Source organism: Psychromicrobium ferritrahens, from assembly GCF_043789415.1.
Lineage (GTDB): Bacteria > Actinomycetota > Actinomycetes > Actinomycetales > Micrococcaceae > Renibacterium.
Window position 1 is genome coordinate 1,739,342 of the sequence record NZ_JBDLLW010000001.1, and the last position, 16,966, is coordinate 1,756,307.

Sequence of the window (16,966 nt, forward strand, 5' to 3'; positions counted from 1 at the left end):
GGGAAAAGCTTGAGGCGAATTCAAGAAAGCGGAAAGCCTTGACAGGAAAAGCGCGGCATCGTAGCCTCAACTAGAAGTTGGAAACGTTTTCACGGCTGAGTCTCAGCTCGCTCAAAACACCGCAGTCGCGTCGAGGAGGACGTACTTGTTCAGCAGCCATTTCCCTTCATCGGGGATCAAATTATCAGCTCTGGGCCTCGTGACGGTCGCGGCGGTGTTTCTGACAGGATTGAGCATGACTTCGGTAGCCCAGGCCGCGCCGGGTGCGACGGCGGATTTCTCAGCCTCTTTCGAAGACGCCGAACAGGCCAAACCGTCGAGTAACACCGTGGAACTCGGTGCCGACGGCACCGCCATCCAGCAGGGCGTCTCCGGTGGCGGTAGCACCGAAGTGCAACTCAAGGACAGTGTGCTGGGTGAGGTCACTGCGGTGCAGGCGAGTGCAGAGAACACGGCCGGCGGCGAGCTGGCACAGAACCTGAAAGACGGCGCTTCATCGACGAAGTGGCTCGCCTTCAGCAGCACGGGCTGGGCGCAATACCAGTTGAATGCCGCCAAAACCGTGCTCAGCTATTCATTGACCAGCGCCGATGACGCCCCGCCACGTGATCCGGCGGCCTGGCAGTTGCAGGGGTCCGCTAATGGCAGTGACTGGACCACTGTGGATTCTAGGACGGCGCAGAGCTTCGCGCAGCGCGGTCTCAAGCAGGCCTATGAAGTCCGTGCTCCCGGCAGTTACAGCTATTACCGGCTCAATATCACTAAAACCGGCGACGTCGGCATCGTGCAGTTGGCGGATTGGGACATCGCTACCGGAGGAATCGTGAAACCGGGGCCGGGAGCCGCCAAGCCGATGGACACCGCGGTCGGCAACGGGCCGAGCGCGGGTTTCAATATCAAGGCCAATGCCGGCTTCACCGGAGTGCGCGCGCTCAAATACGGCGGCACCAAGACCGCCGCCGGGCAGGCCTTCGCGACCAACAAGCTGTTCGATGTGAACATCCCGGTCGGCCCGCAGAGCAGGCTCTCCTACAAGATCATCCCCACCGAGGACTACGTCAACTACCTCTCCAGCTACGTCGCAGTGGACCTGCACTTCACCGATGGAAGCTACCTTTCGCAGCTCTCGGCCACCGATCAGAACGGCATCGCGCTGACCGCCCAAGGCCAAGGCGATGGAAAGATCCTCTACGTCGGGCAATGGAATTTCGTGCAGAGCGACATCGGCTCGGTTGCCCGAGGCAAGACGATCGATCGCATTCTGTTCTCCTTCAGCAATGCCACCGCACCGGCGTCCTCGGTGTTCAGCGGATGGCTCGACGATCTGAAGATCGAAGGCGCCGCCCAGCCCATCGATCCTTCCAGCCGGACTCACTACGTCGATACCCGGCGCGGCAGCAATGCTTCCGGTTCTTTCTCCCGGGGAAACAATTTGCCGCTCACCGCGGTGCCCAATGGCTTCAACTTCCTCACCCCGGTGACCAATGCCAGCTCGAGCAACTGGGAATATTCGTACCAGTCGAGCAACAACGCGAGCAATAAACCGACCTTGCAGGGCCTGGCCGTCTCGCATATCCCGAGCCCTTGGATGGGCGATCGGAATCAGTTCTCGGTGATGCCCACCACAGACTCCGGCGTGCCCAGCAGTAGTAAGCAGAGCCGCGCGCTGCCGTTCAGCCACGATAACGAAACCGCTCAGCCCGATTATTACTCGGTCAAACTTGACGGCCCGAATCCCGGTGAGGCGCTGCAGGCCGAGATGACGGCGAGCGATCACGGTGCGATCATGAGGTTCAGCTACCCGGGGGATCGGGGAAATCTGGTCTTCGATACTCCCGGCAGCGGCGGCAACTTCACCCTGCAAGGCAATGAGATCAGCGGCACGGTTCCGGCCGGTGGTGGTTCCGGCCAGGGCCAGATGTATGTCTACGGCAGCTTCAGCCGGAGTCCGCTCAATGTCTCAAGCAGCGGAACCCGCTATGCCGCTTTCGACACCAGTACGGACAAGTCAGTGGAGTTGAGCTTCGCCACTTCCTTCATCAGCGCTGATCAGGCCAAGAAGAACTTCGGACTGGAGATCTCCGGGCAAAGCTTCGAGCAGGTTCGCGGCGCGGCGCAGCAATTGTGGAACGACCGGCTCGCGGTGATCGACGTCGAAGGTGCCAACGACTCGCAGCTCACCACGATGTACTCGAACCTCTACCGGCTCAACCTCTATCCCAACTCCGGGTTCGAGAACACCGGAACCGCGGCTACGCCCAAGTTCCAATACCGCAGCCCGGTCAATGCCGGGAAGATCGTTGACGGCAAGATTTACGTCAACAATGGTTTCTGGGATACCTATCGCACTGCCTGGCCGGCTTATTCGCTGCTCTATCCGCAGAAAGCCGCGGAATTGGTGGACGGCTTCGTGCAGCAGTACCGGGACGGCGGCTGGATCGCCCGCTGGTCCTCGCCGGGTTATGCCGATCTGATGACCGGAACCTCCTCGGACGTGGCCTTTGCTGACGCCTATCTCAAGGGCGTCCCGCTGCCTGATCCGCTGAGCGCCTATGATGCCGCGGTGCGCAATGCCAGCGTGCCTTCCACCAATGATTCGGCGGTGGGCCGCAAGGGGCTGACCAACTCGATCTTCCAGGGCTTCACCAGCACTAAGACCGGTGAAAGCGTTTCCTGGGGGCTCGAAGGATTCATCAATGACTTCGGCCTGGGTAATATGGCGGCCAAGCTCGCCGTCGATCCGGCGACCCCGGAGAGCCGCCGCGTATCATTGAAGGAAGAATCAGCCTATTATCTGAACCGGGCGCAGTACTACGTCAATATGTTCGACACCAAGCAGGACTTCTTCAACGGCCTCAGCGCCAGCGGAGAGTTCAACGCTGGCCTGGACCCCGAGTCCTGGGGAGGCCTGTTCACCGAGACCGATGGCTGGAATTTCGCTTTCCACGCTCCGCAGGACGGCCAGGGGCTGGCCAGCCTCTACGGCGGACCACAGGGTTTGCAGAATAAGCTCGACGCTTTCTTCGCCACCTCGGAGGACGCCGATAAGCCCGGAGGCTACGGCAGCGTGATCCACGAGATGCTGGAAGCCCGGGCGGTGAGAATGGGACAGCTGGGCATGAGCAACCAGGTGTCGCACCACATTCCCTATATCTACAACTACACCACGGCCCCCTATAAGACTCAGTCCACGGTGCGGGAGATCCTGCAACGGCTGTACGTCGGCTCGGAGATCGGCCAGGGCTACTCGGGTGATGAGGACAATGGCGAGATGAGCGCCTGGGCGATTTTCTCCTCGCTGGGTTTCTACCCCTTGCAAGTGGGTTCGCCCCAGTTCTCCATCGGCTCCCCGCAATTCACTAAGGCGACGGTGCACTGGGGCAATGGCAAAGATCTGGTGATCAATGCTCCCAATAACTCGGTGAAGAACGTCTATGTGCAATCGCTGCGGATCAATGGCAAGGACCACCCTTCAAGCACCTTGGAGCAGAGCGAAATCGCCAATGGTGGCACCCTCGACTTCGTGATGGGGCCGCAACCCTCAGACTGGGGTAAGCTGCCAGCTACCGCTACCAAGGTCCCTGAACCTTTGATGGACACCACTGTGCAAGCCGATTTGAGCAGTTCGAGCGGAGAGAACCTGAAGAACCTGACCGATGACAATTCGGTCAGCCAGGTGGCCTTCAGCGTTGCGAAACCCGTGATCACCCTCAATTACCCTGCGGCAGCTCAGAAAGCGAGTTTCTACACCCTGACCTCAAGCTCGGCCGCCGCAGGTTCGGATCCCAGCGCCTGGACGCTGGAGGGTTCCAAGGACGGCAAGACCTGGACGGAGCTGGACAGTCGAAAAGACCAGAGCTTCAGCTGGCGATTGCAGACCCGGCCCTTCCAGATCACCGCTCCGACCGCTTTCACGCACTACCGACTGACCATCACCGCCACCAGGGACGGCAGTTCGCTGCCGGTGCTCTCCGAACTGGAGATCCTGGCGAAGGCTAGCGATTCCGTGGCGGGCGATTTAGTGGTCAGCGCAGCGGAACCCCTCAAAGGCACGGTAGGCAAGGTGCTTCAAGCCACCCTGGGTAGCGTGGGCGGTGGCAGCCCCAGCAATGGCTACACCGCCACCGTCGACTGGGGTGACAGCAGCGCACCGACCTCCGCCACGGTAGCCGGTAACGGCGTCGTGCGGGCGATCAGCGGAAGCCACAGCTATACCAAGCCCGGAGTCTACGCCGTGACCATCACGGCCACCGACGGTAAGGCCAAACAGAGCGCCAGCCTTCCGGTCAGCATCTCGGTTCCGGCAATCGGCACTCTGGAAGCGGGTTTCGATAAGGTCTGCCTCGGCGATGACAGCACGGTGCCCAATGGATACCCCGGGGCGAATTGCGATTCAGTGGGCTATTCGTACTCCCGTCAGGCGCTCGCCGCTGCCGGAATCACCCAGGGCACCGCGAATACCGTGACTTTGGGTGCTAAGACCTTCAATTTCACCCTGCCCAAGGTCGCGCCGGGGCAACCGGACAACGCGATGGGCAATGGTCAGGTGATCAAGCTCCCGCTGAGCCCGGAGAGCACCGCGATCTCCTTCATCGGCACCGGCACGCAGGGCGATCAAAACACTCAGGCGAAGGTGACCTTCACCGACGGGAGCACTGCTTCTCTGCCGCTGCAATTCTCCGACTGGACGCTGGGCGGCAATTCGAATGGCAGCCCGCTCTACGGCAATACCGTGGTGGCTAAATCGGCCTATCGCCTAGCGGGTTCGGCTAAGGACGGCGCAGTGCCTTTCCTCTTCGCCACCGCGCCCTTCACCATCCCAGCGGGCAAGACGATCGACACGGTGACCTTGCCGCAACAGAGCGGTGAAGAAAGATCCGGCCGGATCCATGTCTTCGCGATTGCCACGGATGGCAAGATCCTGCCCTTACCGGAGCTCAAGCTCTCCGCAGGACCCGCCTTGAGTGCGAGCACCGAGGGCCCTGTGCAAGCGGCCCTGGGCACGGTCTCCGGAGGTTCTCCGGGCCTGCAGCCGGGCGAATCGATCCCAGCGCAGTACAGCGCCCGGGTCAACTGGGGCGATGGGACACCCACCGAAGATGCCGTTCTGGGGGTTCCGGATGCCAAGGGCGTTGCGGGGATCAGTGCTCAGCACCACTACGCTAACGCGGGTTCCTATACCGTGAACGTCACCGCCTCGGATGCCCTGGGCTCTCGTACCGTGCAACTGCCCGTGACGGTCAGCGTGCCAGCCAAGCCGAACCCCGAACTGACGATCGCCGCCCCGGCCCAGGTGGTTCCCGGAAGTATGATCACGGTCAACGGAAGGAAGTTCGACGCCGCAGAGAAGGTGAGCCTGTTGCTCAGCACCGACCCTGAACTGCGGCTCAGCGCAGCGGCGAATGCGCAAGGCGTGGTGAGCTTCCAGTTCGCAGTGCCGCAGGGCACCAAACCCGGCCCCTATGCGATCACCCTGATCGGAGATTCCAGCAAGGTCCCGGTGGCAGGGACCATTATGGTCAGCCAAGCCACTCCGCCGATCGTCTACCGGCCGAACGCGCAGCTGGGGCAGAATGCCGCCGCTCGTGGAGAGCGTGTGCAACTGACCGGTGATAGCTTCGCGCCGAATGAGTTGGTTTCGGTCACCTTGCACTCCGATCCTCTGCTGCTAGTGACCGCCCGGGCGGATGCCCACGGCATTCTGAGCACGTCCTTCGTGGTTCCGCAGAAAGCAATTCTCGGCCAGCATCAAGTGGTGATCGCCGGAGTGCTCTCCAAGGCGCCGATCAGCGTGGACTTCACGGTGCAGCAGCAGCCGGTGGGCCAGCAGCCAGGTAACCCGGGTACAGGAACCGGCCAGCCAGGTTCCGGGCCCGGAGGTGCTGTAGTGGACGGCTCCGGCGCTATGCCGGGGACAGGTTTCGACACTGCCCCGCTCGCCGTAGTGGCGCTCGGCGCGCTGCTCGCCGGCGGGTTGCTGCTACTGAGCGGCCGACGTCGTCGCCGTTCCTGAGCGGGATTTCTCCTGATTTTGACAAGGATTGGTGGCAGACTGGTTCGGTGGCCCATATTGACGTTGCCCAGGTCGACTACTTCCTCTCCGATGGCAGACAGCTGCTCAATGCTGTCAGCTTCAGAGTGGCCGATGGCGCGAAAAGCGCGCTGATCGGGCCTAACGGCACCGGTAAGACCACGCTTCTGCGAATCATCGCGGGTGATTTGAAAGCTGATGCCGGCGCTATTACGGTCAGTGGAAGCATGGGGGTGATGCGCCAGTTCATCGGCCAAGTAAGGGATGAATCTACGGTTCGAGATCTCTTACTCGACGTTGCTCCCACCGCGATTCGCTCGGCTGGTGAAGCGGTGGACGCCGCCGAGCTGGCGATGATGGAACGTGACGATGAGCCGACTCAACTGTCCTATGCTCAGGCGCTCGCCGATTGGGGAGACGTCGGTGGCTATGACATTGAGACCACCTGGGATGAAGTCACGATGTCCGCGATGGGGCTGCCCTATGAACGCGCACAATACCGAGCCGCGGCCAGTTTGAGTGGCGGTGAGCAGAAAAGGCTCGTGCTCGAAGCGCTCTTCCGCGGCCCAGATGAGACGCTGCTGCTCGACGAGCCGGATAACTACCTTGACGTTCCCGGGAAACGCTGGCTTGAGGGGATGCTGAAGACTTCATCGAAGTCGGTGCTCTTCATCAGTCATGACAGGGAATTGCTGGCGAACGGGGCGGATCGGATCATCACCCTGGAACCGGGTGCGCTCGGTGCCACTTCCTGGACCCACGGCGGCGGGTTCGGTAGCTACCAGCAGGCCCGAACGGACCGGAATCTGCGCTTTGAGGAATTGCGTAGGCGCTGGGACGAGGATCATGCCAAGCTGCGTGAACTGATGCTGATGTACAAGGCCAAGGCCGCTTATAACGACGGCTTGGCCTCCCGCTATCAAGCCGCGCAGACCAGGCTGCGGAAGTTCGAGGAGGCTGGCCCGCCCCAGGCCGTGCCGATCGAGCAGAACGTGAATATGCGGCTCGCCGGTGGCCGTACCGGTAAGCGTGCGGTGGTGGCCAGCAAACTCGAGCTGACCGGGCTGATGAAGCCTTTTGACGCCGAGATCTGGTTCGGTGACCGGGTAGCCGTACTGGGTTCCAATGGCTCGGGCAAGTCGCATTTCCTCCGGCTACTCGCTGCCGGTGGTACCGACCCGGAACGCGAGCACCTGCCGGTCTCCGAGGTGGTGATTCAGCAGGTGCCGCACACCGGAAAGGTGAAACTCGGGGCTCGGATCAGGCCCGGTTTCTTTGCTCAAACCCATTCGCGTCCCGATCTGCAGGGCCGTACTCTCCTGGAGATTCTGCACCGTGGCGACGAACATCGGGATGGTCTATCTCAGGAGCCCGCGGCGAGGGCGCTGGATCGATACGGATTGGCCAAGCAGTCCGAGCAGCTTTTCGAGTCGCTCTCCGGCGGGCAGCAGGCCCGCTTGCAGATTCTGTTGCTGGAGCTTTCCGGGGCGACCTTGTTGTTGCTCGACGAGCCGACTGACAACTTGGATCTGCACTCCGCTGAGTCATTGGAAAAGGGGATCGATGGCTTTGAGGGCACTGTGATCGCAGTGACTCATGATCGTTGGTTCGCGCGTTCTTTCGACCGCTTCTTCGTCTTCGGTTCCGATGGCAAGGTCTATGAGTCCGATCAGCCGGTCTGGGATGAGTCACGGGTGGTACGTCAGCGCTGAATGATTATTCTGCTCATTTGAGCATTAATCATGTTTATATGATCAAGATTGATATCGTTTAAGGATGACTGGGCGCGAACGGCATCGGCAGATCAGCGATTTAATGCACCGTCGGGAACGGGTCACGGTGGACGAGCTCGCGGAGCTCTGCAACACCTCGACGGCGACCGTGCGGCGCGATCTTGACCTGCTCGAGCAGCGTGGCGTTCTGAAAAGGGTGCACGGTGGGGCTGCTTCGCTCATCCTGGGCGGTTTCGATCCGGGCTATCAGCAGCGCGCCCTGGAGAGTCAACGAGCGAAAATCCGGATCGCTTTCGCCGTGGCTTCCTATCTCAGGCCCCAAGAATTCGTTTTCCTGGACAGCGGCAGTACCGCGACCCAGATCGCGGTAGCGCTGAAGGAACAGCCGATCACGGTACTGACGAATTCCTTGCATGCGGCTCGGGAACTGGCGGGCGGCCGGGCGGAAGTGATCCTGCCGGGCGGCCTGCTGATTGAACAGGAACTAGCCATACGAGGACCGCTGACCGAATCGAATATTCGATCTCTGCGGTTCGACACGGCCATCATTGTGCCGTGCGCTTTTGATCTGAAAACGGGCTTAATGGCTCATGATCTAGCAGATGCTGCGGTCAAGCAGGCGGCCATGTCCTCTGCCAGCAGGGTCATTATGGCCTGCCATCAGGAGAAGTGGAATCGCCCGGCCCCGGTGGTGGTCGGTCCTCCCGAGGAGATCGATGTGGTGGTCACCGATTACCAGCTCACCAAGCATGAGGCCGAACTCGTCCGCGCTGCTCCCTTTGAGGTGAACTCGCTATGACCGGCCCCGAAGAGTTCAATCCTCGGCCAGCGCTGATCGCCACCATGGTGATCTTCGCCGTCAACGGCTTGGCCATCGCCAGCTGGGCGGCTCGGATTCCCACCGTCGCCCGGGTGCTCGAGCTGAGTACCGGCGAGATGGGTGCGGTCTTGCTCACCATGGCCGTGGGATCGGTGATCGCGCTACCGATGGCCGGTTCCGTGGCGTTCCGCATCGGCACCGCCAACACGGTGCGTCTCGGTGCCGGAATCTCCGCGGTAGGTGCTTTGATCCTTACCCTGGCGCTGGCCAGTGGTTCGGTTCCGCTCACCGTGCTGGGGCTTTTCTTCTTCGGCGGAGGAATCGGCCTGTGGGATGTTTCGCAGAATGTCGAAGGTGCGGCGATCGAGCGTGCTCTGCAGCGCAGTGTGATGTCGAAGTTCCACGCGGCTTTTTCGGCTGGTGCCTTCCTTGGCGCCCTTTTGGGGGCGGGTTTGTCCGGACTGAACATCGCCATGCAATGGCATTTACTTGGTTTGGTGGCCGTCGTGTTGTTCACGATTTTCTCCGGCACGCGGTATTTCCTGCCCGATTCCGCTCATCAGCAGGCGGCTGCCGAACGGAGCTCGATTCCCACCAAGAACCCCTGGCTCGAGCCACGTACCTTGCTGATCGGCTTAGTGGTACTCGGGGCTGCCTTGACGGAGGGTGCTGCTACTGACTGGATGGCGAAGGCGACCGTCGATGGTTTGGGTGCTTCTGAGTCGATAGGAGCTCTGGTCTTCGCGATCTTCATTGCATCGATGACCGCTGTGCGCTTCTTCGGCGGCGGCCTGATTGATCGCTGGGGTCGCGTTCCGGTGCTCTACGCCAGTCTGGGCAGCTCTTTGGCCGGCTTGGTGGCTTTCGTCCTTGCGCCCACTCTCTGGATCGCCGTGCTGGGTGCTTTACTCTGGGGAGCAGGTGCTGCCCTCGGCTTTCCCACGGGGATGTCCGCAGCCGCTGATGATCCGGTACGGGCGGCAAAAAGGGTATCGGTGGTCTCCACGATCGGCTACGTCGCCTTTATCGCCGGCCCGCCCGCGATCGGCTTCCTGGGCGATCAACTGACGCTGAGGACCGCCCTGCTGGTGATCGGCGTCGTGATGCTGCTCTCCCTGCTCGTGGTGCCAGCTGCCCGGCCGCTCAAAAAAGCCGACGAGAGCCAAATCGGCTGAGCGTTGAGGGCGGTTAGCCCCCAGGCCGCGCTGAACGACCGCCGCCCAGATCGCTGCTGGAATTCTCCGGAGCGTTCCGGTTACCGCCGAAATTCCCGCTGATCTGCGGTCTGCCGCTTCGATTCGCCGAGTCCACCGAATGCACGACGATGCCGCCGAGGCCTAGGCCGAGCACGAAAATCAGGACGGCGGCCAGAACTTTGGTGGAACGGCTCGGACGATAGCGGGGCCGTGGCACGAAATCATGGTCAGCGGAGAGCGGCTGAAGTTCTGATAGTTCGAGTTTCTGGGTTTCAGGGGTGGCTTGCTCACTCATGTCATTCGTACCTCAGTGCATCGATGGGTTTGAGCTTGGCGGCCTTATTCGCCGGATAGATTCCAAAAATCAGGCCGATTCCTGCTGACACTGCAACCGCGAGCCAGACCGTCCACCACTGCACCTCGGGCTGAGTGCCGAAGAACGGCAACGAGGAGCCAATGAGGCCAATCAGCACGCCCAATATCCCGCCGATGAGGGAGATCACCAGCGATTCAATCAGGAACTGACTCACGATCGAGCCGCGGGAGGCACCAATCGCCTTGCGGATGCCGATCTCCCGGGTCCGTTCGGTCACCGTGACCAGCATGATGTTCATCACCCCGATGCCGCCGACCAGCAGGGAGATCCCGGCGACCGTGCCGAGCAGCAGGGTGAGGGTCTGCGTGGTGGAGGTCGCGGTGCTCAGCACCTGAGCCTGATTACGCACCTGATAATCGCGGTCCGCCGCACTGACCGAATGCCGTGCATCCAAGATCATCTCGATCTCGTTCTGTGCTTGATTCATCACCTCAGCCGACTTCGCCTGCACGGCGACCGAATTCAGAGTGGCCGAGTAGCCGACGAATTTATCCTGAGCTGCTGCGAAAGGAACAATAGCCACATCGTCCGGATCGTTCAGACCGGAGGCGCCCTTGCTGGCCAGAACACCCAGCACGGTGAAATTCTGGCCGTTGAGCGAGACGCTCGCCCCGATGGCAGAGCGCAGCTGCGAGCCGAACAATTCGCTCGCCACGGTGCTGCCGATCACCACATCGGCGGTCCCCGAACTCGCATCGGCGTCACTGAAGTAGCTACCGTAGGCCAGTGAGTCATTGGCGGTGCCGAAGTAGTCGGGGGTGCTGCCCAGAAAGCTCGCAATGGTGTGCGTGCTGCCCTGATAGCTCGCCAGCACCGCTGAGGCTTGGATGACCGGTGCGGTGCGCGCGATATCTGGTGCCAGCGCCGAGTTGTTGAGCGCTTGCATGTCTGCGAGCGTCAGATCCGCGCTTCGAGTCCGGGTTTGGCTCACTGCGCCATTGGCGCTCCGGCCGCCAGCGGAGATCGGTGAAACGGTCAGTACATTGGTCCCGAGTTTGGCGATCTGGTTCCTAATGGCGGCCGAACTGCCCGCCCCCACGGCGAGCAGGATGATCACCGCCGCGATCCCGATCAGAATGCCCAGGCTGGTCAACACGGAACGCAGTTTATTGGCGGCGACCGCCGAGAGCGCGAACCGGGCTGACTCTACGAGATTCACGCTGCCGCGCCTTTCAGCTGGTCTGAGATGATCCGGCCGTCCTGCATCCGCACCACCCGTTCAGCCCGCGAGGCCACGTCGAGCTCGTGGGTGATCATCACGATGGTACGGCCTGCATGGTGCAGTTGATCGAAGAGGTCCATGATCTCCGCCGAAGCCTGAGTATCGAGTGCCCCGGTGGGTTCATCCGCCAGTAGCATCACCGGATCTGCCGCCAGCGCGCGAGCTATTGCGACCCGTTGCTGCTGCCCTCCGGAAAGCTCGGTGGGTCGGTGGGTCGCTCTCTCGGAGAGCCCGACGGCGTCGAGAACTCGTAGCGCGCGTTGTCGACGTTCTGCGCGATGGACACCGGCATAGGCCAGTGGCATCGCCACATTGTCGATCGCCCGAGTGCGGGCGATCAGATTGAAGTTCTGGAAGACAAAGCCGATTTTGCGGTTTCTGATCTGCGCCAGCTGATGCTCGTCCATCAGTGCGGTGTCGATGCCGTCTAGCAGGTAACGCCCTGAACTGGGGGCGTCCAGGCAGCCGATCACGTTCATCAGCGTCGATTTTCCCGAGCCGGAGGCCCCGACGATGGCAAGGAACTCACCGCGTTGCACGCTCAGGTTGACGCCGTCCAGCGCGCGCACCTCGGCGTCGTTGCGACCGTAGACCTTGGTTACCTCTTCCACCCGGAGCACCGGCCTATCCACGGCTGCGTCCGCCTGCTCCGCCGAAACCGGCGTTGCCATTTCTGCCGGAGTTCCCACCGGTCGGGGTGGTCGAGCCATCAGTGCTCGAGGTGATCGCGGGCAGCACCACCCGATCACCTTCTTGCAGCCCGCTCAGGATCTGGCTGTTGCCACCGGCGGTGATGCCCGTCGTCACGGTGACGGTTTTATCGCTCCCAGCGCTTTCTAGCTGAACGGTTTGCTTCCCACCGCTCGAGCTGATGGCAAGCGTCGGTATACTGAGCGCTTGCGCAGCGGTGGCCGTGGTGACGCCGATATTCGCGCTTTGCCCCAGTTTCAGCCCGCTCGGCGGATTGTTGATCGCTACGGTGACCGGGTAGCTGACCACATTATTAGTGGTGCTGGCGGTCGCGGCAATCGCCGTCACCTTCCCGGTGATCGCTGTTTTGCCATCTAGCTTGAGAGCGGGGAAGCTGAAGCTCGCCGAGTCCCCGACTTTTAGTGCGGCGACATCGGATTCGGCGAAATTGGCGGTCACTTGAAGATGAGCGGTATCCGAGATGGTGATCAACCCGGTCGAAGAGCTATTTGTCGAAGAGCTGGTAGCTGTTCCGCTCGATGCTCCGTTACCTGTGGAGGCAGAGCCCGCATTGCCGCCTACCACTGCGGTCACCGCGGTCACCGTGCCGGCGACCGGCGCGGTGAGTTTGCAGGCCGCCAGGTTTTTCTTCGCGGTATCCACCGCCAGCTGGGCACTGGTGATACCGGCAGAATTCACGGAGGTGTTTTGGGCTGAGCCCAGTTGAGTCTGAGCATTGGCCACCGACTGCTGGTCCTTGAGTGAACCAGAGGCCTGGGCGTTCTTCGCCTGGACCAGGGCGCTGGCGTCTTTTGCCACTGCGGCTTGGGCGGTAGCTATTGCCTGCTGACTCGGTCCTTGCTCCGCCGACTGGAGCGCATTGTCATCCGCAGTGAGCTGGGCCTGGGCAGCGCTGACCGCTGCGGTTTGCTGCGATGCATCGAGCGTTGCGGACTGCTGGGCGTTGCTCAGGTTCTGCTGCGCTTGCGCGATCTGATTAGCCGCCGAGTCGCTTTGCGCAGTGACTTGAGCCTGCGCCGAATCCAGTTGTGCCTGAGCCGCACTCAGCGCATTCTGCGCCGTGGAGGGGTCGATGGTCGCCAATAACTGCCCTGGATGGACCTGCTGACCGACGGCGGTGCTGAGCGAGGTGATCGCTCCCGTGCAAGTCTGGGCATTGAGAACCGTGGTGCTGGCCGGGGAGACATTCCCGTTCGCAGTGGAGACGGCGCTCAGATCCTGTCGGCTCACCGCGACAGTGCGGACCGTCTCGGTGTTCGATGCCGTCGAGTGGTTGATGATCAAGAAGCTGCCCGTGGCGAGACCGAGAATCAGCACGCCGATTCCGGTGTTGATCAGAGCTGTTTTGGAAAGCATGACTGAAGCGTAAGAGCCGGTGCTATGCCAACTGAGCGGATTGACTGAGGGGTGGCTGTGTGATGGCCTGGGCTAGGCTGAAGTGATGCGAAAAGCTTTGCGCCCTTTTGCCGAACTGGACCGTCGGATAGTCCGCGCGGTGAGCACGATCCCCGCGGGCCCTCTCGACGGGGTGATGCGAGGCCTCTCGGCTTCCGCGACCAAGGGCAAGCTCTGGTTCGGCTTGGCCGGCGTCGGCGCGCTGATTCCAGGGAGGCCACGGCGCGCAGCTCTCAGCGGGGTGCTCGCCCTGGGCATCGCTTCAGCGGCCACCAACTTGATTTTCAAAACCCTTTTGCCGCGTCGTCGTCCGGCGGCTTCGCTCTTGCCGATCTTCAGGTTCGTCAACCCTCAACCGAGCAGTTCTTCTCTGCCCTCCGGGCACTCGGCTTCGGCGGCAGCCTTTGTCACCGGGGTGTGCACGGTGAGCCCGGGGATCGGCCTGGCGCTCGCACCGCTCGCCGTCGGAGTGGCGTATTCCAGGGTTCATACCGGGGCCCATTGGCCCTCGGATGTGCTGCTCGGCTCGGCTATCGGAGTTGCCGCTGGCCTGGTGGTGCGCAATTGGTTCCCGCCGCATGAGGTGACGCCAGCGAGCAGGATCACCGAGGTAGCCGCTGCGCCGCTGGCAGGAGGTGCCGGATTGCAGTTGATCGCCAATCCGGGAAGTGGCTCCTACTCCCCCGAAGCGATGGCAGATTTGCGGGAATCCTTGCCGGGAATCCGGATCACCGAGCTCAGTGAAGATCAGGGATTCGATCAAATCGTCGATCAAGCGCTGGCAGCAGCTGACACCGAGGCACTGGCGGTCTGGGGTGGTGATGGCACGGTGGGGTCATTGGCCCAGCGGGCGATCGCCGAGAAACTGCCGTTGGCGGTCTTTCCGGGCGGAACTTTCAATCATTTCGCCCGGGATGTGCACACCGCCCGGGTCGCCGATGTTGAGCGAGCGGTGCAGCAGGGCACCGCGCTCCTGGCCGATGTCGCCGAGGTGAAACTCGAAACCGCCGAGGGACAGCAAACGCGGATCATGCTCAACACCGCAAGTGTGGGCATCTATCCCGAGCTGGTTCAGCGGCGCGAAGCCCTGCAGAAAACCCTGGGCAAGCCGGTGGCCTCCATTATCGCCGGGCTGCGTACTTTCGTGGTGCTCAGGCCGACCAAGCTCAAAATCGATGGAAAACCTAGCAAGATCTGGTTGATCTATCTGGGCAGGGGTCGTTATTACCCGCGCGGTTTCGCGCCCTTGGAACGGCCAGTGCTCGATGACGGCGTGCTGGACGCGCGCTATATCTCGGCGCGTACCGCTTTCTCCAGGTTCCGGTTGCTGGGGGCGATTCTGACCGGGCGCACCGAAGTCTCACCGGTGGTTACCCTGAGTACCGCAACGTCAGTACGCCTTGAGATGGCGGATGACGCTTTTGCGCTGGCGATCGACGGTGAGGTCTTCGACGGCGTCCGCTCGGCGGTATTCGCTGTTTTGCCAGCGGCTCTGACGGTCTACGCGCCCGCTGCCGATGAGCTAGACGACGTCGAAGCGGGCTGAGCCGTCATCCTCAAGGATTACCGGAGCGGGGTTCCAAGATCATCCTTGAGCTTGGCGCTTTGCCGGGCTGAACTCCGTAGTGTGATGGGTAGATTCAGCTACTAGAGGAGCTTCCATGATTGAAGTCAAGCACCTATCAAAGCACTACGGCACCAAAACCGCTGTGGACGGGATTTCCTTCTCCGTTCAGCCCGGTAAGGTCACCGGATTCCTAGGGCCCAACGGCGCGGGAAAATCCACCACGATGCGGATGATCGTCGGTCTGGACCGGCCGGACCACGGCAGCGTCACGGTCAACGGGAAGCGTTACGCGGAGCATAAGAACCCGCTGCATCAGGTAGGCGCACTGCTCGATGCCAAAGCGGTGCACACCTCGCGGAGTGGGTATGACCACCTCCTGGCGATGGCCGCTACGCACAGCATTCCGAGATCCCGGGTCGATCAGGTCATTGAGATGACCGGCCTGAGCCAGGTGGCGAAGAAGAAAGCGGGCGGCTTTTCGCTCGGAATGGGGCAGCGCCTGGGCATTGCCAATGCACTGTTGGGGGACCCGCAGACACTGATCCTGGACGAGCCGGTCAATGGCTTGGACCCGGAAGGTGTGCTCTGGGTACGGAATCTGGTGCGTTACCTGGCCGCTGAAGGCAAGACGGTCTTCCTCTCCTCACATCTGATGAGCGAGATGGCGCAGACCGCTGACCACCTCGTGGTGATCGGCAGAGGCAAGATCATCGCCGATGCGCCGATCGCCGAACTCATCTCGGGCAGCCGGGCCAGTCGAGTTCGGGTGCGCACTCCGCAAGTCACCGAACTGACCCATTTATTGGCGGCCAGTGGCGTCACTACCAAGGTGAGCGAGACTGAAACCCTGGAAGTCTCCGGTGTGGATTCCCGACAGATCGCCCAGATCGCCCTGGATAACCGGGTTCTGGTCTATGAACTCGCTCCACTATCGGCTTCGCTTGAGGAAGCCTACTTCGACCTGACGAAGGACGAAGTTGAATACCATTCGCAGATTGACGGAGGCTTTTCGGCCGCCGCTTCGTTGCCAACGTCCGGGAAGTGACCACCATGACGACACAGACTCTCAACCCTGTTCCACTCTCCAGCGCGGGAAGTCGCGGACTCAACTTCGGCGGCGTGCTGAAGAGCGAATTCATTAAGTTCTGGACGCTGCTCTCTACCAAGCTGCTGCTGGTGATCTCCTTGCTCGCGATCGTCGGCATTGCCGCCATCGGGGCCTGGGGCATTGGCTTCATCACCCAGGATCGGGCGACCGGCGTCGGGCCGCAAGGGCCAGCAGCTGCTAGCTCTCAGGCCTTGGATCTTTCCTCGATCCCGCACTCAGGGGTGCAGCTCGGCATGCTGGTGCTCGGCGCGCTCGCCGTGATGTTCATCGCCTCCGAGTACGGCACCGGAATGATCCGCTCCTCCTTCGCGGCGGTGCCCCGTCGCTTGCCGGTCTTCACCGCTAAGGCACTCGTGCTGATAGTGGTGACTTATCTGGTGACCACCGTGGCGGCTTTCCTCAGCTTCCTGGTGGCTATCCCGATCCTCAAGGCCTACAACGTGGACATCAGCCTGGACCAGGAGGGCATGCTCTCCGGCATCCTGCTCTGCGGTCTGCTGGTGGCCGGGGTCGCCCTGATGGGCCTCTCGCTCGGTACCCTGCTGCGTAACTCCGCCGGGGGCATCGTGGTGCTGGTGGGCATCCTGTTCGTGCTGCCGATCGCTGGCAACTTCCTGCAGTTGCTGCCGGGAGATTTCTGGAAGTACGTTCCTGATTACCTGCCGAGCAATGCGGGCAGCAGAATGCTGGCAACCGGTCACACCGACGGTCTGATGGATCCTTGGGCCGCCGGCCTGGTCTTCCTGGCCTGGATCGTGGTGCTCTTGATACCCGCGGTGTTCCTGTTGAAGAAGCGGGATGCCTAAG

The 16,966-nt window shown here is 61.8% G+C and carries 11 protein-coding genes; 7 read left to right on the plus strand and 4 right to left on the minus strand.

Annotated elements, in window-relative coordinates; all coding sequences use genetic code 11:
* The first annotated feature begins 235 nt into the window (after window positions 1–235).
* The 4 genes from ABDK06_RS08000 (at window position 236) to ABDK06_RS08015 (ending at window position 9,759) form a co-directional block, all read left to right on the plus strand.
* Window positions 236–6,013: a GH92 family glycosyl hydrolase gene (locus ABDK06_RS08000; RefSeq protein ID WP_394940430.1), complete on the plus strand. Its 5,778-nt coding sequence runs from the start codon at window positions 236–238 to the stop codon at window positions 6,011–6,013.
* A 47-nt stretch (window positions 6,014–6,060) separates the two neighbouring features.
* Window positions 6,061–7,743 (plus strand): ABC-F family ATP-binding cassette domain-containing protein, encoded by a 1,683-nt coding sequence (locus ABDK06_RS08005; protein ID WP_394940431.1) that lies wholly within the window; start codon window positions 6,061–6,063, stop codon window positions 7,741–7,743.
* A gap of 64 nt (window positions 7,744–7,807) precedes the next feature.
* Window positions 7,808–8,563, plus strand: a complete 756-nt coding sequence (locus ABDK06_RS08010) for a DeoR/GlpR family DNA-binding transcription regulator (RefSeq protein ID WP_394940432.1) — start codon at window positions 7,808–7,810, stop codon at window positions 8,561–8,563.
* On the plus strand, window positions 8,560–9,759 hold the full coding sequence (locus ABDK06_RS08015) for an MFS transporter (protein WP_394940433.1): 1,200 nt from the start codon (window positions 8,560–8,562) through the stop codon (window positions 9,757–9,759). Before ABDK06_RS08010 ends, ABDK06_RS08015 begins: the two co-directional genes overlap by 4 nt.
* 13 nt (window positions 9,760–9,772) lie before the next feature.
* Here ABDK06_RS08015 and ABDK06_RS08020 read toward each other — a convergent pair whose 3' ends face one another.
* The 4 genes from ABDK06_RS08020 to ABDK06_RS08035 are packed head-to-tail and all read right to left on the minus strand — an operon-like array spanning window position 9,773 to window position 13,445.
* A complete protein-coding gene (locus ABDK06_RS08020; RefSeq protein WP_394940434.1) occupies window positions 9,773–10,075 on the minus strand; it encodes a hypothetical protein in 303 nt (100 codons plus the stop codon).
* Window position 10,076: 1 nt separating this feature from the next.
* The gene (locus ABDK06_RS08025) at window positions 10,077–11,315 is read right to left on the minus strand and encodes an ABC transporter permease (protein ID WP_394940435.1); all 1,239 of its coding nucleotides are present in this window, start codon (window positions 11,313–11,315) and stop codon (window positions 10,077–10,079) included.
* Entirely contained in the window at window positions 11,312–12,049 is a 738-nt protein-coding gene (locus ABDK06_RS08030; RefSeq protein WP_394940436.1) for an ABC transporter ATP-binding protein, read from the minus strand. The genes ABDK06_RS08025 and ABDK06_RS08030 overlap by 4 nt, the downstream gene beginning before the upstream one ends.
* Window positions 12,003–13,445 (minus strand): efflux RND transporter periplasmic adaptor subunit, encoded by a 1,443-nt coding sequence (locus ABDK06_RS08035; RefSeq protein ID WP_394940437.1) that lies wholly within the window; start codon window positions 13,443–13,445, stop codon window positions 12,003–12,005. The genes ABDK06_RS08030 and ABDK06_RS08035 overlap by 47 nt, the downstream gene beginning before the upstream one ends.
* Window positions 13,446–13,530: 85 nt before the next feature.
* Here ABDK06_RS08035 and ABDK06_RS08040 point away from each other — a divergent pair, with 85 nt between their 5' ends.
* The 3 genes from ABDK06_RS08040 to ABDK06_RS08050 all read left to right on the plus strand — a co-directional run bounded on the left by ABDK06_RS08040 (window position 13,531) and on the right by ABDK06_RS08050 (window position 16,965).
* The gene (locus tag ABDK06_RS08040) at window positions 13,531–15,030 is read left to right on the plus strand and encodes a bifunctional phosphatase PAP2/diacylglycerol kinase family protein (protein ID WP_394940438.1); all 1,500 of its coding nucleotides are present in this window, start codon (window positions 13,531–13,533) and stop codon (window positions 15,028–15,030) included.
* Between the two features lie 115 nt (window positions 15,031–15,145).
* Window positions 15,146–16,096, plus strand: coding sequence for an ABC transporter ATP-binding protein (locus ABDK06_RS08045; protein ID WP_394940439.1), 951 nt, complete (start codon window positions 15,146–15,148; stop codon window positions 16,094–16,096).
* A gap of 5 nt (window positions 16,097–16,101) precedes the next feature.
* Window positions 16,102–16,965 carry an ABC transporter permease gene (locus ABDK06_RS08050; RefSeq protein WP_394940440.1) on the plus strand — a complete coding sequence of 288 codons (864 nt, stop codon included), beginning with the start codon at window positions 16,102–16,104 and terminating at the stop codon, window positions 16,963–16,965.
* Window position 16,966: the final 1 nt, after the last annotated feature.